We start from the raw sequence: 21,972 nt of genomic DNA on the forward strand, positions 1-21,972 counted from the left end.
AAAATTATGCAAATAAGAAAATTCATTATATATCTAGTACTCATGGTCGTAGTAAAAAGCTATGGCCAAGAGTTAAACTTACCTGTATTCACGCAGTATTTAGCAGATAATAATTTTGTGATATCTCCAACTTACGCTGGTATTGGGGATAATGTTAAACTTAGGTTTAATGGCTTAACACAGTGGGTTGGTATAGAGAATGCACCAGATAACCAAGCGTTTTATGGGGATGTAAGAATTGCCGATAGAACAGGAGTGGGGTTGTCTTTGTATAATGATAGAAATGGAAATACCCTCCAGTCGGGTTTAAAAATTTCTTTTGCACACCATATTATTTTGGATTATTATTCAAAGCAATATTTGTCCTTTGGTTTATCTTATAATTTGAATAGTTTTAAGCTAAATATTCACAACTTTGACGGAGGTTATGAAAATCAGGTTATAGATGGTGCCGTAACAGACGATCGCCGAACTTCTAATAATAACTTCGATGTGGGATTATTGTATAGAAATAAAGGCTATTTTCTAAGTTTTAATGCAAACAACATTTTACCTAAAGATATCGATGAAGCCATTCGTACTTTAGAGCCTGATTTACTACTTAATTATCAAATCTATTCGGGTATTACTTTAGGAAGAAAATATGGTAGAGTAGAATATGAACCTTCTGTGTTTTACCAAATGTTTAGCTCGGATAAACGTTCTAGTACCGATGTGAATTTTAAAGTAAGAGCTTATAACAGAAAAGAAGATTACATTTGGGGAGGCGTATCTTACCGATTCTTAAATGATCAATTTCTAAAACCGCTTAGTATCGGACCAATGGCAGGCTTTCAAAAGGGTATGTTTTATTTCGGATATGCGTATCAAGTAACCACAAATGATATCGGTGCATACAACTCCGGAACACATCTAATAACCTTAGGCTTAAACTTCTTACAAGGTATTAGTAACTGTCCGTGTACACAAAGCCCAATTCATTATTAATTGTTAGTGTTTAAGGACGAGGATTAAAACAAGAAGTTTATTAGTGTAAAAAACTTGCTTTAAAAAATAAGGACCTTCTTGAATAGATTATAAATAAAAGTTGGTTACTCAAAATTCATTAAATATGGAATTGAGTAACCAACTTTTTTATTGAGCTTAATTCTAGACTTACGGTTGTACAAGTTCTTGAATTCTTTCTTGTAATAATTCTTGGTCTTGTAATGTTTCCCATCCAAACATGGAGATTAACATAACAATAAATACGATATATAATACCCCTAAAACAATACCAATAACGGCTAATATCTTTCCAACTTTTACATTTTGATATCCTGTATAAAGTTCTGGGTTTTCGGCATATAATTTAGCGGCTTTGTTAGCCAATACGATGGCTACAATACCAAGTGTTATGCTAACAATACCATAACAGCAGCACAAAGGAATAGATAGTATTCCAAATACTAAAATAAGGGTTGAATTGGGGAGTTTTTGTTGTTCCATATGTAATTGATTAATTGGTTATAAACGTTTTTATTATAAAACTTGTAATAATTATAAAGCCATTAAGGATGGCTAAAACTGTAATAATTTTATTTCCATATTTTATGTTTTTTACAGCATGAATAGCAATAAGTCCAAAAAGGAGAATCAGTGTGTAAATAGCTGGGTACATTTTAAAAGCCGCTATAAAATCACCTTGTAAAATAAATGCAAGAGACCTTTGAATACCACAACCTAAGCATTCAAAACCTAAATACTTTTTATTGAAACATGGTAGCATGTATTCTTCCATAGAAGGTAAAATAATCTGATTTTGATGAAACGAAAATACTAAAACGTACGAAATATAGCTTGATAATTATCCATAAGAAATTCTTCTTACTGGATTTTATTTTTAAGAATTTAAAATGAGTCCTAAATTTTACCGTAATTTGTACATGATTCAATTATCATAAAGATCATGAAATACCTAAATTATATTCTCATTGTTATAGGCGCTTTTGTAGCGATGTATGCTAAAACCAATGCTAATCAAAATCAATATGTATTAATTGGAGGTATTGTAGTGCTTATGCTTGGTATTTATAGAGTGGCTAGAACGGTACCAAGTAAAAGTGATAATGAAGATTTAGATAACCAAGACCATGATGCCTTATGAATTTTAAAATAGGTGACTATGTTTTGGTTTTGGATGAAGATATTTCTGGAACCGTAAGTCAAATTAAAGCACAAACCATCACGATTGAAACCGAAGATGGATTTTTGTTAGAATTCCAAAGCAATGAGTTGGTTAAAAGTCAAAAAGAAGCTGATTTAACAGGTTTATTTTCTAAATCGAGTATTCATTCAGTTATTTCAGAAAAGGAGCAACCAAAGCGCAAACAGCAGGTTAAAAGACGTGCGAAAGACAGGTACGAACCCACTATGGAAGTTGATTTACACATTCATCAACTGATAAAATCTAGCCGAGGGATGACTAATCATGACATGTTGACCTTGCAATTAGATACCGCTAGGCATAAACTAGATTTCGCTATTTCAAAACGTATTCAAAAAATAGTGTTCATTCACGGCGTGGGTGAAGGGGTGCTTAAAACAGAACTGGAGTATTTATTCGGACGCTATAACAACGTTAAATTTTACGATGCTAATTACCAAAAATATGGTTTAGGAGCCACCGAAGTTTATATTTATCAGAATGTTTCAACCGATTAGTTGAACACGGGATTCGCTGTAACGGTTTTAGTTAAAGCACTGTCTTCTAATTCACCGAAATCAAGTTCATCAGCCGATAAAATATCAATATCAATATTTCTAAGAATGACAGTTACCTTGTAATATTGGGTGTAAACATGACCTCTATAACCCGTAGCAGGAACTACTGTTGCTACTTGTGGGTTAAGATAATCTGGTCCTATAGCACTATTAGTGATATCGTTAGCAGGGTTATTATCTGTGGAGTCGTTTTCTTCGTCACGTGTTTTTACACCGTCACCATCATCATCATCGTCTAAGTAATCTGGAATACCATCGCCATCGGTGTCCTGTGCATCACTTAAATCACCATCACCATTAGGATCTGGGTTTTCATTTATAGTTAAAACATTATCACCATCATCGTCAGAATCAAGATAATTTGGAATACCATCATTATCGGTGTCGTCATCGGTTAAATCTCCATTGCCATTTATGTCTTCCAAATTAGAAGGGATACCATCATCGTCAGCTTCCGTTAAAACGGTTTTAACATCGGCTATGCCACTGGTGCTTTGAATATCTTTTGTAATATCTACTTCAGAATTAGGTACATCGCTACAAAATAAATCGTTTGGTAACGTCGTGTTACTATACGTTCTATAATTAAAAGGGTTTGTGGAACTAATAATATAATCCTCCTCAAAAATGCCACCGGCATCAACATCGAGAATATCATCTAAAGTAACTCCTGTGAGTTTTAAAGACAGGGATTCTGAGGGATCATCTTTTGTTTTATAAAATACTAAGTTATCTATGCCACAACTATAAAAAGTGTCATCAAAATCTAATTCAATTGTAATAATATCACCGTCATCACAAGATAAATTAAATACTAAACTCAATAAGGTTAAGACAAAATACAGTTTACGCATAGCATGTTATTTTAGGCAAAAATAATGGAATTGTAAATTATAACGCATCATATTGATAATAATTTTATTTGAATTACTTTTGAACTTAAAACATAATTTCACAAGTAAGATGGTACAGGTTTATTTTGATAATGCAGCGACAACGCCTCTGCGAGAAGCAGTAATTACAAGGATAGCTGAAGTTATGAAAAGTCAATTTGGTAACCCATCTTCATCACACAGCTTTGGCCGCTTATCAAAAACTTTAGTAGAAAAATCGAGAAAAACCATAGCGAAATACTTAAATGTATCTGCTGGTGAAATTATTTTTACATCTGGAGGCACAGAAGCCAACAACTTCATTTTAAAAAGTGCTATAAAAGATTTAGGAGTAACACACATTATCACGTCGCGTATAGAACATCATGCAGTTTTAAATACCGTAAAACAATTGGAATTAGATAATTCGATTAAAGTAAGTTATGTGAATTTGGATGCCAAGGGTGATGTTGATTTTAATCATTTGGAAGCATTACTCCAAACTGAGGATAAAACCTTAGTGAGCTTGATGCATATTAATAATGAAATTGGTAATATCTTAGATTTAAAACGTGTTTCAGACCTGTGTAAAGCGCAACAAGCTTTATTTCATACCGATGCCGTTCAATGTATAGGACATTATAAATTGGATTTAGAGGTTATTGCCGTGGATTTTCTAACGGCTTCTGCTCATAAGTTTCATGGTCCTAAAGGCTTAGGATTTGCTTTTCTTAGAAAAAACTCTGGAATACAACCCTTAATTGTAGGTGGAGAGCAGGAACGCGGCCTTCGAGCTGGAACAGAAAATGTGCCTAGCATTGTGGGTATGGAAACCGCATTAATTCTAGCTCACAACAATTTTGAAACGGAATTCGAGTTTTTAAAATCCTTAAAGCACTATTTTATTGAAAAATTAACCACCGAGATTCCTAATATCGCCTTTAATGGACAGTCTAATGATTTAGAAAAAAGTAGCCATACTTTATTAAATGTGCGTTTGCCGTTACCCGAAGATAAGGCAGCTATGATTTTGTTTCAAATGGATTTAAAGGGTGTAGCCTGTTCTCGAGGTAGTGCTTGCCAAAGTGGAAGCACTAAAAAATCACATGTATTAGAAGCGATACTTAATGATGAAGATTTACAAAAACCATCACTACGCTTTTCTTTAAGTGTATTTAATACTAAAGAAGAGGTAGATTACGTCGTAGATGTGTTAAAAGACTTAGTGAACGCTTAAAATTTCATGGTTGTTCTAACATTAAACACGCGTGGTGTTAAATAATTAGGGATGGCAATTTGTCGTTTACTGTTTACATCTCTTACCCAGGTATTGGTTATGGAGTTTTGTACATCGAAAATGTTAAAGATCTCAATACCGAATGACAATTCCTTGAAAGCTTTTCGCCATCCTTTATTAAATTGTTTATTACGATCTACTACGACGTATTGTACACCTAAATCCGCTCGTTTGTAATCAGGTAAGCGTAATTGATATTCGTAAGGATCGGCGTAGCTTGGTGAACCACCTGGAAGCCCTGTGTTATATACCAAATTTAAATACATTTTCAAGCTTGGTACATTAGGTACATAGTCTTGAAATAAGGCTGCAAATTTTAAACGTTGATCGGTAGGTCTAGGAATGTAACCACGGTTGTTTATATTTTCTTCTGTTTTTAAAAATCCAAAGCTAAACCACGATTCTGTTCCAGGGACAAACTCGCCGTTTAAGCGTAAATCTAATCCATAAGCATAAGCTTCTGCACTGTTGTTTGCGCGGTACCTAATACGAACATTTTCAAGGGTATATGGATTGACATCGGTAAGTTTTTTGTAATAGACTTCCGAAGTTAATTTAAAAGGGCGTTTCCACATTTTAAAGCTGTAATCATTTCCTATAACCAAATGAATTGATTTTTGTGCTTTAACATCCGGCTGAACCTTACCATACATATCTCGAAGCTCTCGGTAGAAGGGAGGTTGATAATACAAACCTGTGGCTACTCTAAAAAGCATGTCTTTTTTCCAATCTGGTTTTATGGAAAATTGACCTCTTGGACTAAATACGGTTTGATTTGATGAGGAGATACCATCGCCGCTAACCGTCCAATTGTGCATACGAACACCCGCATTGTACCAAACTTCGCTAGATCCTATATTATCACGCTTACTCCATTGCGCATAAGCTTGAATTCTGTTAATTTGAGTGTGATTAAACGCTCTCACGTTTTGAAAGGGTTCTAGTGGCCCCGTGTACGGTTCGTAAGGCTGTTGGTTCGCAGGGATTTTAGGTGGTCGAATTGAAAACCCTGCAGAATCAATAACTTCCCACTCAACCAAGCGGTCGCGAATATCTTCATTAGTATATTTTAAAGACCAATCGATACGGTGGTCTTCAACCTTAAAGTTTCCTTTATGTTCAATGTTGGTTATAAGCGCATCTAGGTCATTTCTCCCATGGGTTAACTGTCCGCCAATGCCTTCGCTATATTCAACCTCACCCAAGTCTTCGTCTCCAATATTGGCGTTAACAACACCCAACCGGTACTGTGCCAAAATATCAAAGTGCTCTTGTTCTTGGGTATTATACATGGAGGCGATAAGATGTAAAGTTAAAATGTCGTTCGCAAAATAACTACCTTTAAAAGCACCAAATAGGGTTTGGTATTGGTCTTTTTCTTGACCTTCATAATACACTAATAGTGCCATAGGATCAGCTAATGTTCCAAAATTGGTTTGTCGTGTTTCAGGTTCGTAACTGTATTTGTTTAAGGAAGCGTTTCCAAGAAAACTCAAATGAAATTTATCTGAAAATTTATAGGTAAAAAAACCTTGAATATCACCAAAAGCTGGTCTGTAATTAGTTTCGGTTTCTTTAGCATTTACCAATAAACTGTTATCGCGGTATCTCGCTCCTACAATAGCAGAAAATTTAGAGTCTTTACTCATATTTTCAACAGAAACACTGGCGCCTAGCAAACTCACATCGGCATTCGCTTCAAATTGATAAGGCGTTTTATAGGTAATGTCAAGAACAGAGGATAATTTGTCGCCATACTTTGCTTGAAAACCACCAGCAGAAAAATCAACATTCTTTACCATATCGGTGTTTACAAAACTTAAGCCTTCTTGTTGACCCGAACGGATTAAAAAAGGACGATAAACCTCAATATCATTTACATACACTAAATTTTCATCATAATTTCCACCACGAACAGAGTATTGTGTACTTAACTCGTTATTATTACTAACGCCAGGCAGGGTTAGCAATAGGTTTTCTACACCGGCATTGGCTCCAGGAATTTTTCTAATGGCTTCAGGGTCTAGGGTGGTAATGCCTTCAACTTCTTTTCTTTGTCCGCTATTAATGATGACCGTTGCAATTTGCTCTACGGAAGTATTCAAAATAGGATTAAACTCGTAAGTTTCACCATTTTTTAAATTGAAGACACTTTCAATATTTTTATAGGAAACATGAGTGAATACAACTTTGATATCTTGATTTGCAGGAATCGATAGTGAATAAAACCCGTTTTCATTGCTTACAGTTCCTTGGTTCAGGTACTTGATATTCACCTTGTCAACAGGTAAATTTTGATCATCTAGGATAACCCCTTTTATAGTAGCTGTTTGGGCAGCACTTACATAGATTAAGACGAAAAATAGGATGGAGGTTAGTAAAGATTTAGCTTTCAAAGGTCTGTGTTGGTTTATTTTCTGTAAAATAACGCTTCAAAAGTAGAATTATTTCCCACATTATCGGTTACAATAAGCTTAAAATTGTTTTTAGTTTCGCTAATAATATGATCACTAAAATCGTAAGTTAGTGTGTTGTATTTATATTCATATTCCATCAAAATCCATTTACCATTAATGGTTGCTCTGTATTTTGAAATGCCTGAAGCATCATCAGAAATTTTAATCTTTAATTCACTATGGTTGCTTATCCATTGCTCATTGCTAAAATTAGCAGGCCTAATAGTAGGAGCAATAGTATCAGAAGTAATGGTATAAGTACCTAGTTTTTTTGTACTACCAATCAGTAAGTTACCTTCTTGTTTTGTAGATGTATAACTAGGTTTTTGGGTGTTTCCAATAAGTTGTGCAATGTATAATTTGCTTCTATCAGCTTCATTATAATGGCTAACATCAAAAGTTATTTTAAAATTCTTTTTAGTCGCTTTAACGTCTTCATGAAGTTTAACGGTATCATTTTTAACTTCAAAATCCATGTAGAAGTTTTCATAAAATGTGTCTTTATGAAAATCGACCGAAACCCGTCCTTCTTTTAAATTTGTAGTTTGGTTGGCATTTATAAAATAAGGCGTCACTTTAGGAGTTTCTGCCTGAGAAAGACTATCTGTTTTACCATTGATATGAATAGTTACCCATGATGAATTGCTTTCAAAATCGGAAACTCGAATTTTATAAACCAAGCTCGTTTGATCTTGAACTTCAACAATACCATCGTTAACTAATGGTTTAATAATGCTAAGTGGGTTATTAATTTTGAATAATTTTTGAATGCGCTTTTTGGATGTTGTATAGGTTTCGTAATCGATGAGTTGATTGATATGTTTGGTTTCACTGAATGAAAAGCGTTTAAAATCAAGCTCGTAGTTTTGTATGCCATTTACAAAGGATTGAATGTTGTACACACCATTTGAATTAGGTGCCAAATCCAACCGGTCTATGGTTTCAATTCCGAATCCAATGTTTCCTATAGCGTCAATAATTTCGGTAGTATAATCGCCTCCTTTTAGAGGTGCTAAGGTTAGTTTTTGCTTGCTGTTTTTTCCATTAATAAATGATTTATCGTCTAAAGGAAAAGCATAAATGGACTTGACTATTGGGTTTGTGGTGTCTGCGGTATTAATTCCAAAAAGCATCGGGTTCATGGGGCGCTCCTCTTTATCACGAATTTCAAAATGCAAATGCGGACCACCAGACCCCCCTGTGTTTCCGCTGAAAGCCACAAGACTGCCTTTGGTTACATTTAAAACACCAGCTTTAGGAAAATCTTCTATTTCATAAGATTCCTGCTCATATTGAAGCTTTTTAACATGAGCTTCTATTTCAGGAGCAAATTTTGAAAGGTGACCATAAACTGTGGTATACCCGTTAGGGTGTGTGATGTACAATGCTTTTCCGTAGCCCCAATGTGATACTTTTATACGACTGATATAACCATCGGCAGATGCTACGACATTCAAACCCGTGCGATGTTGCGTCTTGATGTCCATACCAGAATGGAAATGGTTGGAACGTAACTCTGCAAAAGTTCCAGAAAGAACAATGGGGACTTCTAAAGGGTTGGTGAAATAATCCTGAGGATAATTCGATTGACCATTAGAAAAAAATGAAATAAAAAAAACAGAAAATAGTATAATTCGCATAGAAAAAGTATTCGGGCTAAAATATCAATCATGGCATTAAAAAGCAAAGAATAAAACAAAAATCAAGTCACTGTTTATCTATGCTATCGTAAAATGACATTTTAAAATTTTATGAAAAAACAATTGTTATTTAAGCTAAGGTATGTTAACTTTGTGAGGTAAGTATTGAAAATTGTAAATGAGTAATATTGAAGATATTGTAAATTCGTTAGAAGGCAAAATTGAAAAATTACTACGCAAGATGGAGCTTTTAAAGCTTGATAATTTGAAATTATTGGAAGAATTAGAGGTTTCGAAGCAAGAAATTTTGATCCAAAAAGAAAGAAATTCAGATTGGGAAGAAAAATATGAAGCTTTAAAAATGGCAAATTCAATACTTGGTAGTGACGATAATAAAAGAGAAACAAAGCTTAAAATAAATGCCTTAATTCGAGATATTGATCATTGTATTGCTCAATTATCAGATTAAAGCTAGTTAAATTCAATGTCTGAAAAGCTTAAAATAAAGCTATCTATAGCAAATCGTGTATACCCTTTAACCATTGATGCAAGTCAAGAAGAAGGTTTACGAAAAGCTGCTAAAAACATTGAAAATATGATAAAACAATTTGAGCAAAGTTATTCTGTTCGAGATAAGCAAGATGTGTTAGCCATGTGTGCTTTGCAATTTGCAACTCAAGTTGAACAGAAATCTATAGATAAAGAAAATATGTCTGAACATGTTGAAGAGAAGCTTAAAGCTTTAGACAGCCTGTTAGAATCTTATGTATAGACTCTAAACGTTCTTTAAAATAAACTAAAGTTACTGCCTACATTGGTTATTTTTTTTGATAAACTCAACGTTAATTCTTTAAAAAGGGTGAGTTTAAGTTGTAAAAGCATGCTGCATTTTTAGCAGACCCTTGATCAGCTTGTTAGCCCTAAACTTGTTTTTAAGGAGTTTATACAAAATTTTATGCTGGTGTAGGCTTTTTTTATATACGAAAATTAACCAATCAACGATGGATAACTCAATTATATTTGTAGTAGGAGGTGTCGTTTTAGGGCTTGTAATAGGCTTTATAATAGCAAAGACACTAGAGAAAAAAAATGCTTCTAAATTAGTAAAAGAAGCGAAAAAAAATGCCGCTTTAATACTTAAGGAAGCAAAAAGTGAAGGTGAAAACCTTAAAAAAGATAAAATACTTCAGGCAAAAGAAAAATTTATAGAGCTCAAATCAGAGCATGAAAAAGTGATCTTATCACGCGATAAGAAAATGGCTGATGCCGAGAAACGTACCAGAGATAAAGAATCTCAAGTGTCTAGCGAGCTTTCAAAATCTAAAAAACTTAATGAAAGTCTTGAAAGTAAAATAAAAGACTATAATCACAGGCTTGATGTGGTTGAAAAAAAGCAAGAAGAAGTCGATCGTTTGCATAAAAGTCAAGTGCAGCAATTAGAAGTGATTTCTAGTCTTTCTGCAGAAGAGGCCAAAGAACAATTGGTAGAGTCTTTAAAAGGAGAAGCTAAAAATGATGCCATGGCTTTTGTTCAAAGTGCTTTAGAAGAAGCTAAACTGACTGCAGAGCAAGAAGCTAAGAAAGTGATTATTAATACGATTCAGCGTATTGGTACCGAGGAAGCGGTTGATAACTGCGTCTCTGTATTTAATATCGAATCTGATGATGTTAAAGGGCGTATTATTGGTCGTGAAGGACGTAATATTAGAGCGATAGAGGCTGCAACAGGAGTTGAAATTATTGTTGATGATACTCCAGAAGCTATTATTTTATCTTGTTTTGATTCGGTTAGAAGAGAGGTAGCACGTCTATCTTTACACAAGTTAGTAACTGATGGTAGAATCCACCCAGCAAGAATTGAAGAGGTGGTTAAGAAAACCCAAAAACAAATCGAACAAGAGATTATTGAAGTTGGTAAACGCACCGTTATCGATTTAGGTATTCATAATTTACACCCAGAACTTATTAAAATGGTAGGTAGAATGAAGTATCGTTCTTCTTACGGACAAAATTTATTACAACACTCGCGTGAAGTTGCTAAACTTTGTGGTGTGATGGCTGCAGAACTTGGTTTAAATCCGAAATTAGCGAAACGTGCTGGATTACTACACGATATCGGTAAAGTGCCAGATGCAGAAGCTGATATGGAAACACCGCATGCTATTTTAGGTATGCAATGGGCTGAGAAGTTTAATGAAAAAGCCGATGTTTGCAACGCTATTGGAGCGCATCACGATGAAATTGAAATGAAGTCGCTATTAGCACCAATCATTCAAGTTTGTGATGCTATATCTGGAGCTAGACCAGGCGCAAGACGTCAAGTTTTAGACAGTTATATTCAACGTTTAAAAGATCTAGAGGATATTGCATTCGGATTCTCAGGTGTTAAAAAAGCATACGCTATTCAGGCCGGTAGAGAACTTCGTGTTATTGTAGAAAGTGAGAAGGTAGACGATCAAAAGGCTGCTGAATTATCGTTCAGTATTTCGCAAAAAGTTCAAACCGATATGACTTACCCGGGACAAGTAAAAGTTACCGTAATTAGAGAAACTAGAGCCGTTAATATTGCTAAATAGGAATAGGTCTCATATTGTAAAAACAAAAAATCCAGCATTTGCTGGATTTTTTGTTTTTATATTAACCATTAACCATTAACCATTAACCATTAACCATTAACCATTAACCATTAACCATTAACCATTAACCATTAACCATTAACCATTAACCATTAACCATTAACCATTAACTATTTCCTCGGATGATATTTTTCAACAACTTCGGTTAAATGACTTCTATCCAAATGCACGTAAATTTCGGTTGTTGTGATGCTTTCATGGCCTAACATGAGTTGAATGGATCTTAAATCGGCGTTGTTTTGTAATAGGTGAGTAGCAAAAGAATGCCTAAAAGTATGTGGTGAAACCGTTTTTTTTAGTCCAATTTTTTCAACCAATTGCTTAATGATGGTAAATACCATGGCACGGGTTAATTGCTTTCCACGGCGGTTTAAAAAGAGGGTGTCTTCAAAGCCTGCCTGTATGTTTAAATGGGTTCTAATTTCCTTTCTATAAATGTTAATATACTTTTGAGTGATATCAACAATAGGTACGAAACGTTGTTTGTCGCCTTTACCTGTCACCTTGATGAAACCTTCTTCAAAAAACAAATCGGAAAGCTTTAGGTTGATAAGTTCACTTACCCTTAAACCACAACCGTATAAAGTCTCAAGCATAGCTCTATTGCGTTCCCCTTCAGGTTTACTTAAATCAATGGCTTTTATAATAGCGTCTATTTCTTCTTCGGATAAAGTATCAGGAAGTTTTCTACCTATTTTCGGACTTTCAATGAGCTCTAGCGGGTTGATTTTGATATAATCTTCAAAAATTAAATAACTGAAAAAGCTGCGTAAGCCTGAAATTAATCGTGATTGGGAACGGGCATTAATGTGTTTTGCAGATTCGTATATAAATTGTTGTATCGTATCGGAACTAATTGCCAAAGGAGTAACAGAAAGTTTGTTAATCTCTAAATAAGTAATGAGTTTCTTTACATCTAGGACATAGTTGTCTATAGAGTTTTTCGATAACCCGCGCTCGATGGTGAGATATAACTGATAATCTTTAAGTGCTTGTTGCCACGTCATAGTTTGTAAAAATAGTTAAAAGTTGTGGTATGTAAATCTTCTTGTTATTAATGAAATTGTGTTTTAGTTAATTCAATTAAAATCAAAGTGATCTTAATAATTTGTTAATCAATATGTTGAAAAGTTAAACTTGTATGTTTTTAATTAGCACAGAATTGTTTTAAATTGTTGAAGTATAAACTATTTAAATATTAATTAATTATGAAAAAATTATTATTTACCTCAATTTTTGGTCTATTCGCATTAATAAGTATGAATGCTCAAACGTTTAAAGTGGGAGGCTCAGTAGGTGTGCCTTTATCAGATGCTTCCGATTTTAGCTCTGTTGTAGTTGGCGCTGATGTATATTATTATTTTACTAATATAGATCAGTTTATTTCAATAGGAGGAAACGTGGGTTTTAGAAACTTTTTTGGAAAGGAATATGACGGTGTTTTAAACCTAGAAAGTGAAGATTCTTTATTTTTACCAGTAGCTGGTGCTGCACGTGTTAAATTATTTGGACTGTTTTCTGGTGGCGTTGATTTAGGATATGCCTTTGGTCTATCAGATTTTTTAGATGGTGGATTTTATGTGAAGCCAGTAGTGTCTGTTGATGTCGCTGATATCATTGAAGTTTTTGTTTCGTATGAAAATATTTCTGATTATGTTAATTATGGAAATTTAAACTGTGGTGTGCTATTTCAATTCTAAAGTTAAATTATAAACTTAAAGGAGGTTTAAAAAGTTATAATACCTTTTAAACCTTTTTTTATGTAAAATTGATAGCAGTAAATCAGTGACTTACTTAAAAGTATAGGATAGTCCATTTACTAATTGATACTGTGTTGTAGGGATATTTTTCGCAGGATAGGGGTCTAAATTAATAACGTAAGTGAGGTTGAAGTCTAAATTCTCCAATACTTTAATAGATAATCTTCCCATGCCATCAATACGGTGGTCCTTAATAAAATCTACTCGAGGTTGATAATAGCCAGCCAATTTTACTGAAATATTTTCATTGATGTCATAAACAAAAGAGGCATAACCATTAAATCGAACTTCATAGCGATAGATCGTAGGAAGGTTATCAACTTCATCATCTTCTATATTGTCATCTTCATGTTCGTATACAAACATGAGGTAAGTGCCGAAGGAATACATGAACTTTTTGTTTTTGGTATGCTGAAATCGCGTGCCACTACCAAGAACCATTCTATGGTCGATATTAGCAACCTTATCTACAAAAGATTGAACAAAGGATTCCCAAAATAAATTTTCCTTATAACGATAGTCATATCGAAGCTGTATGGTTGTGTTGTTTACATCATCCTCGCTGTCTGTTATTTTTCTATTTATAGAGGTTATTAAGGCTAAGGTATTTTTCTCTTTTTTATATTCAACATAGGAGTAACTGTGCAATGTGAAAATATTTTTAGTGTTTTTTATTAAGCTACCATTCAATTCAATGCCGCCAGAAAATCCAACCGTATCCTTTTCTATAATAAAATTTTCCATATTAAATATTTGACCATAAATAACTTGGCTAATCGATAGAATAAGAATAAAAAATGAGGGTTTCACGAAGTTGTATTGCACTTTCTCTATAAAACTTTTCACTATTATGTGTTTACTAACCTTATGAATTCAAAATCGTGTTTAGAAGATCTGCAAAGATTATGCGTTAAATATACAGTTAAATAGTCCTAGAGCAAAATTAAATAATTCCTGAAGCTTAATATTTATCTAAGATTTAGATAGGAGGTCCATTGTTGTAAAATTTAAAAAGATGTTATTTAAGTGTTTATCAAGAATCTTAATTATATACGCTTTAAACTTTGAATTTTTTTTAATTACAGAAAAGCATTATATTTTTTTCATTTTTAAATGGTAAATGAATGTCAAGTATAACTTTTGTATTTTTACCTTCTATATAAAGTAAATTAATGAAGAAAATAATTATTATCAATGGACCGAATCTCAACCTTTTGGGAAAAAGAGAGCCTGAGATATATGGAAGCTTAACTTTTCAAGACTATTTTGAAACACTTAAGAGCAAATATCCTAATGTAGAATTAAGCTATTACCAGTCGAACGTTGAAGGTGAACTGATTAATAAATTACATGACGTTGGTTTCAGTTTTGATGGTGTTGTGTTGAATGCAGGAGCGTACACCCACACTTCTATAGGTATTGGTGATGCTATAAAGGGTATTGAAACACCAGTGGTAGAAGTTCATATTTCTAACACTTTTAGTAGAGAGGAATTTAGACATCAATCATACATTTCTCCTAATGCTAAAGGGGTAATTCTTGGCTTTGGTATGCAAAGTTATGAGCTAGCGATACAAAGTTTTTAATTATAAGAAAAACATTAAAGTTTTATTAAGATTTTTCACATATAATTAACTTTCGTTTTTACTTTTATTGTGATTGTCTTGTGAGAATTTTAAGATGTTGACGTATTAGATTTGTTTTTATTAATCAATAAAACATTTCTATTATGAAACAAAAATTATTCTTATATGCATTTACAATGGTGAGTTTGGGACAACTACAAGCTCAAGATTTTAAAATTGCCATTAGTTCAACTTTACCTGTTTTTGACACGACTAGACATGCTGCTGCATTAGATGTTAGTTATGTCTTACCAATTACAGATGCCTTTGAAGTCGGATTAACTTCGGGTTTTGCTACTTGGTTTAAAATGCCAACGTATCAGTTAGGAGGAGGATTACAGGTAGCTAAAGAAGATCAGGCTTCTATGATTCCTGTAGCGTTAACCACACGCTTTAATCTGGTAAAAAGATTAGATATAGGGCTCGATTTAGGTTATGCATTTGCAGTAAATACAGATATAGCGGTTAATGACGGACTTTATTTTGCGCCAAAAATTCAATATCAAATTTTTGATTATGCCGATATTGTTTTAGGTTATAGGTTAGCCAATTTTAATGTGTTAATTAGTGAAGGAAGCCAATTCTATACAGTTGATAAAACTATGGATATGATTACAGTAGGATTAGAATTTAGGTTATGAAAACTCAAATCATTACAATATTTATATTGTCTACCATGAACTTAGTAGCGCAAACTAATATAAATGAAAAGCAAACCAAAGATTCTAAGGTTGAGACCTCTTCATTTTTTAATCAATACAAATTAAACGATGATTGGGCTATTATAGGAGAACGAGAATCTAGGGTAGAAACAGATTATAGTGTTTACGAATTTCCATTACTACTTAAATATAAAGTTACTGAAAAACTAAGTTTATTAATAGGGTCAAAAATTAATCTCTATAATGATATTAGTGGGGCTGGGATACCAACGGCATCAGGTGTACTTGGTGTTCAATACGATGCCTCCGAAAACTTATTATTTGAGGCTAAATTTAATCAGCGTTTTACTGGTGAAATACCTATGGAAAAGGATTATACTTTTGGTTCAAAACAATCTTTTACATTGGGCTCGAAATTAAGGTTTTAAATGAAGTTTCTTTAACTTCTCATAACGGAGGGTTGTTAAATTTTAGAAAACAAACGAATAAAAAAAAGCGATTCTAAATTTAGAATCGCTTTTTTAGTATGTAATAACCCGTCCGAGTAAAAGTTCCTCCCTTTTGGGGAGGCTAGGAGGGGCTCTTCTTATAAATGTATAACTTCATCATAAGCATCAGCAACAGCTTCCATTACCGCTTCACTCATAGTTGGGTGAGGGTGAACTGTTTTTAATACTTCATGACCAGTAGTTTCTAATTTTCTACCTAAAACAGCTTCAGCAATCATATCGGTAACACCAGCACCAATCATGTGGCATCCTAACCATTCGCCGTATTTAGCATCGAAAATCACTTTAACAAAACCTTCTTTGTTCCCAGAAGCACTAGCTTTTCCAGAAGCAGAGAATGGGAATTTTCCAACTTTAATGTCGTAACCTTCTTCAATCGCTTTAGCTTCAGTTAAACCTACTGATGCAATTTCAGGAGATGCGTAAGTACAACCTGGAATATTTCCGTAGTCGATAGGCTCAGTATGTAAACCAGCTAATTTTTCAACACAAGTAATTCCTTCAGCAGAAGCAACGTGTGCTAAAGCTTGTCCTGGAACCACATCACCAATAGCGTAATAACCAGGAATGTTAGTTTGGTAGAAATCGTTAACTAATATTTTATCTCTATCTACAACAATACCAACATCTTCTAAACCAATGTTTTCAATGTTAGATTTGATACCTACAGCAGATAATAAAATATCGGCTTCAAGAGTTTCTTCTCCTTTTTTAGTTTTTACAGTAGCTACAACACCTTCTCCAGAAGTATCAACAGATTCTACAGAAGAATTTGTCATCACTTTAATCCCAGATTTCTTTAATGAGCTTTCAAAAGCTTTAGAGATGTCTTTATCTTCAACAGGTACTACAGTTGGCATAAACTCCACAATAGTAACTTCTGTTCCCATAGAGTTGTAAAAGTGTGCAAACTCAACACCAATAGCTCCAGAACCAACAACAATCATTTTCTTAGGTTGTTTTGGTAAAGACATGGCTTGACGGTAACCAATTACTTTTTCACCATCTTGAGGTAAATTAGGTAATTCGCGAGATCTTGCTCCAGTAGCAATAATAATGTTATTAGCGCTGTATTCTGTTACTGTACCATCTTCAGCAGTAACATCTACTTTTTTTCCTGTTTTAATTTTACCAAAACCTTTAAGAATATCGATTTTGTTTTTCTTCATTAAAAACTGAACACCTTTACTCATCCCTTCAGCTACGCCACGGCTACGTTTAATAACCGCTTCAAAATCTTTATCGATAGCTTCAGCTTTCAATCCGTATTCATCAACGTGTTTTAAATAGTCATAAACTTGAGCACTTTTTAATAAAGCTTTTGTAGGAATACATCCCCAGTTTAAACAGATTCCTCCAAGGTTTTCTTTTTCAACAATCGCTACTTTAAATCCAAGTTGCGAGGCTCTAATTCCTGTTACATATCCGCCAGGACCACTTCCAATAATGATGATGTCGTATTTACTCATTTGTTATTTTTTAGGCTACGAATTTACGAAATCGAAACCGAATATGGAATAATGTCAGTCTAATTTTTACATCTTTATCTTACCTTTGTTAAGCAAGTTTTAATTTATGAATATACCAAGAACAAGTTATCCCCGCATGGTTATTATTGGCGGAGGTTTTGCTGGGGTCGCCTTAGCTAAAAAATTATCGAAGCAAGAAGTACAAGTCGTACTGCTAGACAGAAATAATTATCATAATTTTCAACCGCTTCTATATCAGGTTTCTACTGGTGGATTAGAGCCAGATTCTATAGCTTATCCTATTCGTAAAATATTAAAAAACTTTCCTAATTTTTATTTCCGATTAGCCGATGTTGAGTTTATAGATACAGAGAATAACGAATTAAAAACGAACATTGGACATCTTAAATTTGATTATTTAATCGTTGCTTCGGGTTCGGAGACCAATTATTTTGGGAATTCAGAAATTGAAAAACACAGTATGGCCATGAAAACCATACCGCAATCTTTAGATTTGAGGAGTTTGATTCTGGAAAATTTTGAAGATGCTTTATTGACTTCTGATTTAAATGAACGCAACGCTTTAATGAATTTTGTTATTGTAGGCGGAGGACCAACAGGTGTTGAATTGGCAGGTGCTTTGGCTGAAATTAAAAAAGGTATTCTTCCTAAAGATTATCCCGATTTAGATACCCGAATGGCACAAATTAATTTAGTGCAATCCAGCGATTGTTTACTTAAAGGGATGAGTGAAGAAGCCTCGGAAAAGGCCGAAGAGTTTCTTGAGAAATTAGGCGTAAATGTCTGGAAAAATTTACGAGTTACAAGCTATGATGGTAGGGTGGCTACCACAAATACCGATTTAACTTTTAGAACAGAAACTTTAGTTTGGGCAGCTGGTGTAAAAGGGGCATTAATTAAAGGACTGGATAGTGCATCTTTTGTAACGAGGGGAAACCGTATTTTGGTAAATGAGTTTAATCAAATAAAAGGTTTTGAAAATATTTTTGCTGTTGGCGATATTGCTTGTATGGTTACCGATGGATTTCCTAGTGGCTTCCCCATGATGGCACAACCGGCTATTCAGCAAGGTGAACAATTGGGGGATAATCTACTTCGTTTACTAGAGAAAAAACCGATGAAGCCTTTTAAATATTCAGACAAAGGCGCTATGGCCACCATAGGTCGGAATAAAGCCGTTGTGGATTTAAAAAAGTTTAAATTTCAAGGTGTTTTTGCTTGGTATGTTTGGATGTTTGTACACCTGTTCTTCCTTATTGGGTTTAGAAATCGAATGGTCGTTTTTATAAATTGGGTTTATAATTATGTGCGTTTTGACCGAGAAGCACGTTTAATTATTAGACCTTATCGAAAAAAACTGAAGGAAAAAATATAGAATCCACCTAAGTAACAATTTAGTGCTTCGGAATAAAAGTTAAAGCGACACCATTGATACAATGTCTTTTACCTGTGGTGTTTCTAGGACCATCGTTAAAAACATGACCCAGGTGTCCGCCACAAGTAGCACAATGCTCCTCAATACGTGTATAACCTAAATCGTTATCTGTTGAAAAAGCGACGTTGCCTTCAATCTCTCTATCGAAACTTGGCCATCCTGATCCAGAATCGTATTTATGTTCACTTTTAAACAATGGTGTATTACAGGCTTTACACACATAGGTTCCTGCTTGTTTGTTTTTATTTAGTGGACTGCTATATCTGGGCTCTGTTCCTGCCTGACGTAATACATGATACTCCATGTCTGTTAATTGTGCTTTCCATTGTGCATCCGTTTTGGTGATTTCATATGTTTCAGAAGAACTATTTTTTGGCTTTTGAGCCGAAGAGTTACAATTAAATAATAGAAAGCAAAGTGCAAGAAGAATTTTGTACATAAGATCACATTTAATATATTATTATAATCTGTCGTATATATTTATGGTTCTTAACAAAATTGATTTTTAAACAATTTAAATCAATAGCGTTAAATTTTTTGATTAATATGATATATTTTAGCTAACCGAAAATAACTCTATCTAAATAAATTTTAACAATGCTAAAGTTTAAAACTATAGTTTCATTACTAGTAATAATCCTTATTTATTCATGTGCAACAAATCCGTTTACAGGGAAAAAAACCATGGCTTTGGTACCTAATTCCGATTTGTTTCCAACGTCATTCGCACAATATAATCAGTTTTTGTCAGAACATAAAGTTGTAACAGGTACTAAAGACGCCCAAATGATTACACGTGTTGGCGAACGTATAGCGGCAGCTTCAGAACGTTGGTTGAATGCCAATGGTTACCATGGGTATTTAAATGATTATAAATGGGAGTATCATTTAGTAGATGATAAAACAGAAAATGCTTGGTGCATGCCTGGTGGAAAAATCGTTTTTTACACAGGTATTTTGCCTGTGGCAAAAAATGAAACTGGTGTGGCTGTAATTATGGGGCATGAGGTTGCACATGCTTTAGCCAATCATGGTCAGCAACGTATGAGTGCCGGTATGTTACAACAGTTTGGAGCTGTTGCAGGAAATGTGGTGTTACAAAATGAAAGTGATAGAAATTTGTTTAATCAATATTATGGTGTAGGTTCACAGGTAGGTGTTATGTTGCCTTTTAGTAGAAGTCATGAAACGGAAGCTGATAAGATTGGATTGTATATTATGGCTGTAGCAGGTTACGATCCAACAGAAGCAGCAGCACTTTGGCAGCGTATGAAAGATAATAGTGCAGGAGGGGCTCCACCTGAAATATTGAGTACGCACCCTTCGAACGATTCGCGTATAGCGAACTTACGAGCTCTTGCTCCTAGTGCTATTGCGGAAGCTAAAAAGTTTGGAGTAACTAAATTTAGAGAATAGATTTAGTTGATATTGGAAAAATAAACTCAAATTAAAATATTTGTTTACTTTAGAAGCTGCTAAAAAATGAGCAGCTTTTTTTATGGAAAATATTAAAAAAGGAAGTAAAAAACTTCTAAACGCTTGGGCGTTTTACGACTGGGCGAATTCTGTATATACCTTAACCATTGCATCATCGCTTTTTCCGATTTTTTATTCGTCATTATTTCTTTCCGAAGTAAAAACTGTAGTGGCTTTTGGTTTTGAATTGAAAAATACAGCCCTTATAACTTTTGTTACTGCTTTTACTTTTTTAGTGGTTTCCGTGTTATCACCTTTATTATCAGGAATTGCCGATTACGTAGGAAATAAGAAAAACTTCATGAAATTTTTCTGTTACCTAGGAAGTGCAGGCTGTATCGGGTTGTATTGGTTTAGCTTAGAGCATATCCATTTGAGTTTGCTATTTTATTTTATGGGCTTGCTTGGGTATTGGGGGAGTTTGGTGTTTTATAATTCATATTTGCCAGACATTGCCTTTAAGGAGCAGCAGGATCATATTAGTGCGAAAGGATTTTCTTTAGGATATATAGGAAGTGTTATTTTGTTAGTTATAAATTTAGCTATGGTTATGAGCCAGGATACAGGCGAGGCTAAAATGTTAATGATGCGTTATGCCTTTGTTTCAGTAGGTATATGGTGGGTTTTGTTTAGTCAGTATTCTTTTTATTATTTACCTAAAGGGACTAATAAAGGAGCGAAAATAACGCGTGCCATCGTTTTTAACGGATTTAGAGAACTGCGAGAAGTATGGCGTGATTTACAAAACAACTTGAGGTTGAAACGTTATTTATATGCATTTTTTGTGTTTAGTATGGCCGTGCAAACCATTATGCTTGTGGCCGTATATTTTGGTGAGGAAGAAATTAGTTGGGGTAGCGAAGTCGAAAAAACAACAGGACTAATTGTTAGTATTTTAGTGATTCAGTTGGTTGCTATTTTAGGAGCTTTTTTAACTTCAATGGCCTCTGCAAAGTTTGGTAATATTAAAACACTAATCTATGTTAATGTTATTTGGGTTGCCATTTGTTTTTACGCTTACTTTATGCATTCGCCCTTGGAATTTTATATTGCAGCTGCATTTGTAGGCTTAGTCATGGGTGGGATACAGTCTTTAGCACGATCGACTTATTCTAAGTTTTTGCCAAAAACCGAGGACACGACTTCGTATTTTAGTTTTTTCGATGTTGCTGAAAAAATTGGAATTGTAATCGGTATGGTTATTTATGGAACCATCGATCAAATAACAGGGAGTATGCGTAATTCCATTTTATTTTTGTTTGTGTTTTTTTTAGGAGGTATTATTTTGTTGTTACGTGTCCCAAAAGAAACTGTCAAGACTACTGAGTTAATGTCTAAATAGCCCTGACAA

23 protein-coding genes and 1 other RNA gene are annotated in these 21,972 nt (G+C 34.0%); 15 read left to right on the forward strand and 9 right to left on the reverse strand.

Annotated elements, in window-relative coordinates:
• The first annotated feature begins 6 nt into the window (after nt 1-6).
• Nucleotides 7-987, forward strand: coding sequence for a PorP/SprF family type IX secretion system membrane protein (locus A6I66_RS05275; RefSeq protein ID WP_067146337.1), 981 nt, complete (start codon nt 7-9; stop codon nt 985-987).
• Between the two features lie 168 nt (nt 988-1,155).
• On the opposite strand, the gene A6I66_RS05280 is transcribed toward A6I66_RS05275, so the two are convergent.
• Both A6I66_RS05280 and A6I66_RS05285 read right to left on the reverse strand, forming a co-directional pair.
• The gene (locus A6I66_RS05280; protein WP_067146339.1) at nt 1,156-1,488 is read right to left on the reverse strand and encodes a CCC motif membrane protein; all 333 of its coding nucleotides are present in this window, start codon (nt 1,486-1,488) and stop codon (nt 1,156-1,158) included.
• Between the two features lie 10 nt (nt 1,489-1,498).
• Entirely contained in the window at nt 1,499-1,780 is a 282-nt protein-coding gene (locus A6I66_RS05285; protein ID WP_067146341.1) for a DUF2752 domain-containing protein, read from the reverse strand.
• A gap of 168 nt (nt 1,781-1,948) precedes the next feature.
• Between A6I66_RS05285 and A6I66_RS05290 the strand changes: the two genes are divergently transcribed.
• Both A6I66_RS05290 and A6I66_RS05295 read left to right on the forward strand, forming a co-directional pair.
• Nucleotides 1,949-2,146: a hypothetical protein gene (locus A6I66_RS05290; protein WP_067146343.1), complete on the forward strand. Its 198-nt coding sequence runs from the start codon at nt 1,949-1,951 to the stop codon at nt 2,144-2,146.
• Nucleotides 2,143-2,703 carry a Smr/MutS family protein gene (locus A6I66_RS05295; RefSeq protein WP_067146345.1) on the forward strand — a complete coding sequence of 187 codons (561 nt, stop codon included), beginning with the start codon at nt 2,143-2,145 and terminating at the stop codon, nt 2,701-2,703. Before A6I66_RS05290 ends, A6I66_RS05295 begins: the two co-directional genes overlap by 4 nt.
• On the opposite strand, the gene A6I66_RS05300 is transcribed toward A6I66_RS05295, so the two are convergent.
• Nucleotides 2,700-3,617 carry a hypothetical protein gene (locus A6I66_RS05300; protein ID WP_067146347.1) on the reverse strand — a complete coding sequence of 306 codons (918 nt, stop codon included), beginning with the start codon at nt 3,615-3,617 and terminating at the stop codon, nt 2,700-2,702. The genes A6I66_RS05295 and A6I66_RS05300 overlap by 4 nt on opposite strands.
• Nucleotides 3,618-3,726: 109 nt before the next feature.
• Between A6I66_RS05300 and A6I66_RS05305 the strand changes: the two genes are divergently transcribed.
• Nucleotides 3,727-4,872 carry a cysteine desulfurase family protein gene (locus tag A6I66_RS05305; protein WP_067146349.1) on the forward strand — a complete coding sequence of 382 codons (1,146 nt, stop codon included), beginning with the start codon at nt 3,727-3,729 and terminating at the stop codon, nt 4,870-4,872.
• Here A6I66_RS05305 and A6I66_RS05310 read toward each other — a convergent pair.
• On the reverse strand, nt 4,869-7,328 hold the full coding sequence (locus tag A6I66_RS05310) for a TonB-dependent receptor (RefSeq protein WP_067146350.1): 2,460 nt from the start codon (nt 7,326-7,328) through the stop codon (nt 4,869-4,871). The genes A6I66_RS05305 and A6I66_RS05310 overlap by 4 nt on opposite strands.
• Nucleotides 7,329-7,342: 14 nt before the next feature.
• Nucleotides 7,343-9,028 (reverse strand): M23 family metallopeptidase, encoded by a 1,686-nt coding sequence (locus A6I66_RS05315; RefSeq protein WP_067146352.1) that lies wholly within the window; start codon nt 9,026-9,028, stop codon nt 7,343-7,345.
• 178 nt (nt 9,029-9,206) lie between these two features.
• Here A6I66_RS05315 and A6I66_RS05320 point away from each other — a divergent pair, with 178 nt between their 5' ends.
• The 4 genes from A6I66_RS05320 to rny all read left to right on the forward strand — a co-directional run bounded on the left by A6I66_RS05320 (nt 9,207) and on the right by rny (nt 11,604).
• On the forward strand, nt 9,207-9,497 hold the full coding sequence (locus tag A6I66_RS05320) for a hypothetical protein (RefSeq protein ID WP_067146355.1): 291 nt from the start codon (nt 9,207-9,209) through the stop codon (nt 9,495-9,497).
• Nucleotides 9,498-9,512: 15 nt separating this feature from the next.
• A complete protein-coding gene (locus tag A6I66_RS05325) occupies nt 9,513-9,800 on the forward strand; it encodes a cell division protein ZapA (RefSeq protein WP_067146357.1) in 288 nt (95 codons plus the stop codon).
• 62 nt (nt 9,801-9,862) lie between these two features.
• Nucleotides 9,863-9,971: non-coding RNA, 6S RNA (ssrS, locus tag A6I66_RS05330), on the forward strand.
• A 58-nt stretch (nt 9,972-10,029) separates the two neighbouring features.
• Nucleotides 10,030-11,604: a ribonuclease Y gene (gene rny / locus A6I66_RS05335; RefSeq protein WP_067146359.1), complete on the forward strand. Its 1,575-nt coding sequence runs from the start codon at nt 10,030-10,032 to the stop codon at nt 11,602-11,604.
• A gap of 170 nt (nt 11,605-11,774) precedes the next feature.
• Here rny and xerD read toward each other — a convergent pair whose 3' ends face one another.
• On the reverse strand, nt 11,775-12,671 hold the full coding sequence (xerD, locus tag A6I66_RS05340) for a site-specific tyrosine recombinase XerD (protein WP_067146361.1): 897 nt from the start codon (nt 12,669-12,671) through the stop codon (nt 11,775-11,777).
• A gap of 201 nt (nt 12,672-12,872) precedes the next feature.
• On the opposite strand from xerD, the gene A6I66_RS05345 reads away from it, so the two are divergent.
• A complete protein-coding gene (locus A6I66_RS05345) occupies nt 12,873-13,364 on the forward strand; it encodes a hypothetical protein (protein WP_067146363.1) in 492 nt (163 codons plus the stop codon).
• Between the two features lie 90 nt (nt 13,365-13,454).
• Here A6I66_RS05345 and A6I66_RS05350 read toward each other — a convergent pair whose 3' ends face one another.
• Nucleotides 13,455-14,168 (reverse strand): DUF481 domain-containing protein, encoded by a 714-nt coding sequence (locus A6I66_RS05350; RefSeq protein WP_067146366.1) that lies wholly within the window; start codon nt 14,166-14,168, stop codon nt 13,455-13,457.
• 428 nt (nt 14,169-14,596) lie between these two features.
• Here A6I66_RS05350 and aroQ point away from each other — a divergent pair, with 428 nt between their 5' ends.
• From aroQ to A6I66_RS05365, 3 genes are all read left to right on the forward strand, one after another.
• A complete protein-coding gene (gene aroQ / locus A6I66_RS05355) occupies nt 14,597-15,010 on the forward strand; it encodes a type II 3-dehydroquinate dehydratase (RefSeq protein ID WP_067146367.1) in 414 nt (137 codons plus the stop codon).
• A gap of 143 nt (nt 15,011-15,153) precedes the next feature.
• Entirely contained in the window at nt 15,154-15,690 is a 537-nt protein-coding gene (locus A6I66_RS05360; RefSeq protein ID WP_067146369.1) for a hypothetical protein, read from the forward strand.
• A complete protein-coding gene (locus A6I66_RS05365) occupies nt 15,687-16,139 on the forward strand; it encodes a hypothetical protein (RefSeq protein WP_067146371.1) in 453 nt (150 codons plus the stop codon). The genes A6I66_RS05360 and A6I66_RS05365 overlap by 4 nt, the downstream gene beginning before the upstream one ends.
• Nucleotides 16,140-16,297: 158 nt before the next feature.
• On the opposite strand, the gene lpdA is transcribed toward A6I66_RS05365, so the two are convergent.
• Nucleotides 16,298-17,689: a dihydrolipoyl dehydrogenase gene (gene lpdA / locus A6I66_RS05370; protein WP_067146373.1), complete on the reverse strand. Its 1,392-nt coding sequence runs from the start codon at nt 17,687-17,689 to the stop codon at nt 16,298-16,300.
• A 106-nt stretch (nt 17,690-17,795) separates the two neighbouring features.
• Here lpdA and A6I66_RS05375 point away from each other — a divergent pair, with 106 nt between their 5' ends.
• Nucleotides 17,796-19,085 carry an NAD(P)/FAD-dependent oxidoreductase gene (locus A6I66_RS05375; protein ID WP_067146375.1) on the forward strand — a complete coding sequence of 430 codons (1,290 nt, stop codon included), beginning with the start codon at nt 17,796-17,798 and terminating at the stop codon, nt 19,083-19,085.
• 19 nt (nt 19,086-19,104) lie between these two features.
• Here the strand turns inward: A6I66_RS05375 and msrB are convergent, their stop codons facing one another.
• Nucleotides 19,105-19,584 (reverse strand): peptide-methionine (R)-S-oxide reductase MsrB, encoded by a 480-nt coding sequence (gene msrB, locus A6I66_RS05380; protein WP_067146377.1) that lies wholly within the window; start codon nt 19,582-19,584, stop codon nt 19,105-19,107.
• Between the two features lie 158 nt (nt 19,585-19,742).
• Between msrB and A6I66_RS05385 the strand changes: the two genes are divergently transcribed.
• Complete coding sequence (locus A6I66_RS05385) at nt 19,743-20,561, forward strand: M48 family metallopeptidase (protein ID WP_067146379.1); 819 nt, start codon at nt 19,743-19,745, stop codon at nt 20,559-20,561.
• An 82-nt stretch (nt 20,562-20,643) separates the two neighbouring features.
• Nucleotides 20,644-21,963, forward strand: coding sequence for an MFS transporter (locus tag A6I66_RS05390; protein WP_067146380.1), 1,320 nt, complete (start codon nt 20,644-20,646; stop codon nt 21,961-21,963).
• Nucleotides 21,964-21,972 lie beyond the last annotated feature (9 nt).

This window comes from Pseudotamlana agarivorans (genome assembly GCF_001642835.1).
GTDB lineage: Bacteria > Bacteroidota > Bacteroidia > Flavobacteriales > Flavobacteriaceae > Pseudotamlana > Pseudotamlana agarivorans.

What these genes read in the sequence shown, in the direction of transcription:
- A6I66_RS05365 (WP_067146371.1), top strand. Translation starts at nt 15,687, where the DNA reads ATGAAAACTCAAATCATTACAATATTTATATTGTCTACCATGAACTTA.
- A6I66_RS05285 (WP_067146341.1), bottom strand. Translation starts at nt 1,780, where the DNA reads ATGGAAGAATACATGCTACCATGTTTCAATAAAAAGTATTTAGGTTTT.
- A6I66_RS05300 (WP_067146347.1), bottom strand. Translation starts at nt 3,617, where the DNA reads ATGCGTAAACTGTATTTTGTCTTAACCTTATTGAGTTTAGTATTTAAT.
- A6I66_RS05345 (WP_067146363.1), top strand. Translation starts at nt 12,873, where the DNA reads ATGAAAAAATTATTATTTACCTCAATTTTTGGTCTATTCGCATTAATA.
- rny (WP_067146359.1), top strand. Translation starts at nt 10,030, where the DNA reads ATGGATAACTCAATTATATTTGTAGTAGGAGGTGTCGTTTTAGGGCTT.
- A6I66_RS05315 (WP_067146352.1), bottom strand. Translation starts at nt 9,028, where the DNA reads ATGCGAATTATACTATTTTCTGTTTTTTTTATTTCATTTTTTTCTAAT.
- A6I66_RS05290 (WP_067146343.1), top strand. Translation starts at nt 1,949, where the DNA reads ATGAAATACCTAAATTATATTCTCATTGTTATAGGCGCTTTTGTAGCG.
- A6I66_RS05375 (WP_067146375.1), top strand. Translation starts at nt 17,796, where the DNA reads ATGAATATACCAAGAACAAGTTATCCCCGCATGGTTATTATTGGCGGA.
- A6I66_RS05305 (WP_067146349.1), top strand. Translation starts at nt 3,727, where the DNA reads ATGGTACAGGTTTATTTTGATAATGCAGCGACAACGCCTCTGCGAGAA.
- A6I66_RS05385 (WP_067146379.1), top strand. Translation starts at nt 19,743, where the DNA reads ATGCTAAAGTTTAAAACTATAGTTTCATTACTAGTAATAATCCTTATT.
- A6I66_RS05390 (WP_067146380.1), top strand. Translation starts at nt 20,644, where the DNA reads ATGGAAAATATTAAAAAAGGAAGTAAAAAACTTCTAAACGCTTGGGCG.
- A6I66_RS05350 (WP_067146366.1), bottom strand. Translation starts at nt 14,168, where the DNA reads ATGGAAAATTTTATTATAGAAAAGGATACGGTTGGATTTTCTGGCGGC.
- xerD (WP_067146361.1), bottom strand. Translation starts at nt 12,671, where the DNA reads ATGACGTGGCAACAAGCACTTAAAGATTATCAGTTATATCTCACCATC.
- A6I66_RS05295 (WP_067146345.1), top strand. Translation starts at nt 2,143, where the DNA reads ATGAATTTTAAAATAGGTGACTATGTTTTGGTTTTGGATGAAGATATT.
- A6I66_RS05320 (WP_067146355.1), top strand. Translation starts at nt 9,207, where the DNA reads ATGAGTAATATTGAAGATATTGTAAATTCGTTAGAAGGCAAAATTGAA.
- A6I66_RS05360 (WP_067146369.1), top strand. Translation starts at nt 15,154, where the DNA reads ATGAAACAAAAATTATTCTTATATGCATTTACAATGGTGAGTTTGGGA.
- A6I66_RS05325 (WP_067146357.1), top strand. Translation starts at nt 9,513, where the DNA reads ATGTCTGAAAAGCTTAAAATAAAGCTATCTATAGCAAATCGTGTATAC.
- msrB (WP_067146377.1), bottom strand. Translation starts at nt 19,584, where the DNA reads ATGTACAAAATTCTTCTTGCACTTTGCTTTCTATTATTTAATTGTAAC.
- A6I66_RS05275 (WP_067146337.1), top strand. Translation starts at nt 7, where the DNA reads ATGCAAATAAGAAAATTCATTATATATCTAGTACTCATGGTCGTAGTA.
- aroQ (WP_067146367.1), top strand. Translation starts at nt 14,597, where the DNA reads ATGAAGAAAATAATTATTATCAATGGACCGAATCTCAACCTTTTGGGA.
- A6I66_RS05280 (WP_067146339.1), bottom strand. Translation starts at nt 1,488, where the DNA reads ATGGAACAACAAAAACTCCCCAATTCAACCCTTATTTTAGTATTTGGA.
- lpdA (WP_067146373.1), bottom strand. Translation starts at nt 17,689, where the DNA reads ATGAGTAAATACGACATCATCATTATTGGAAGTGGTCCTGGCGGATAT.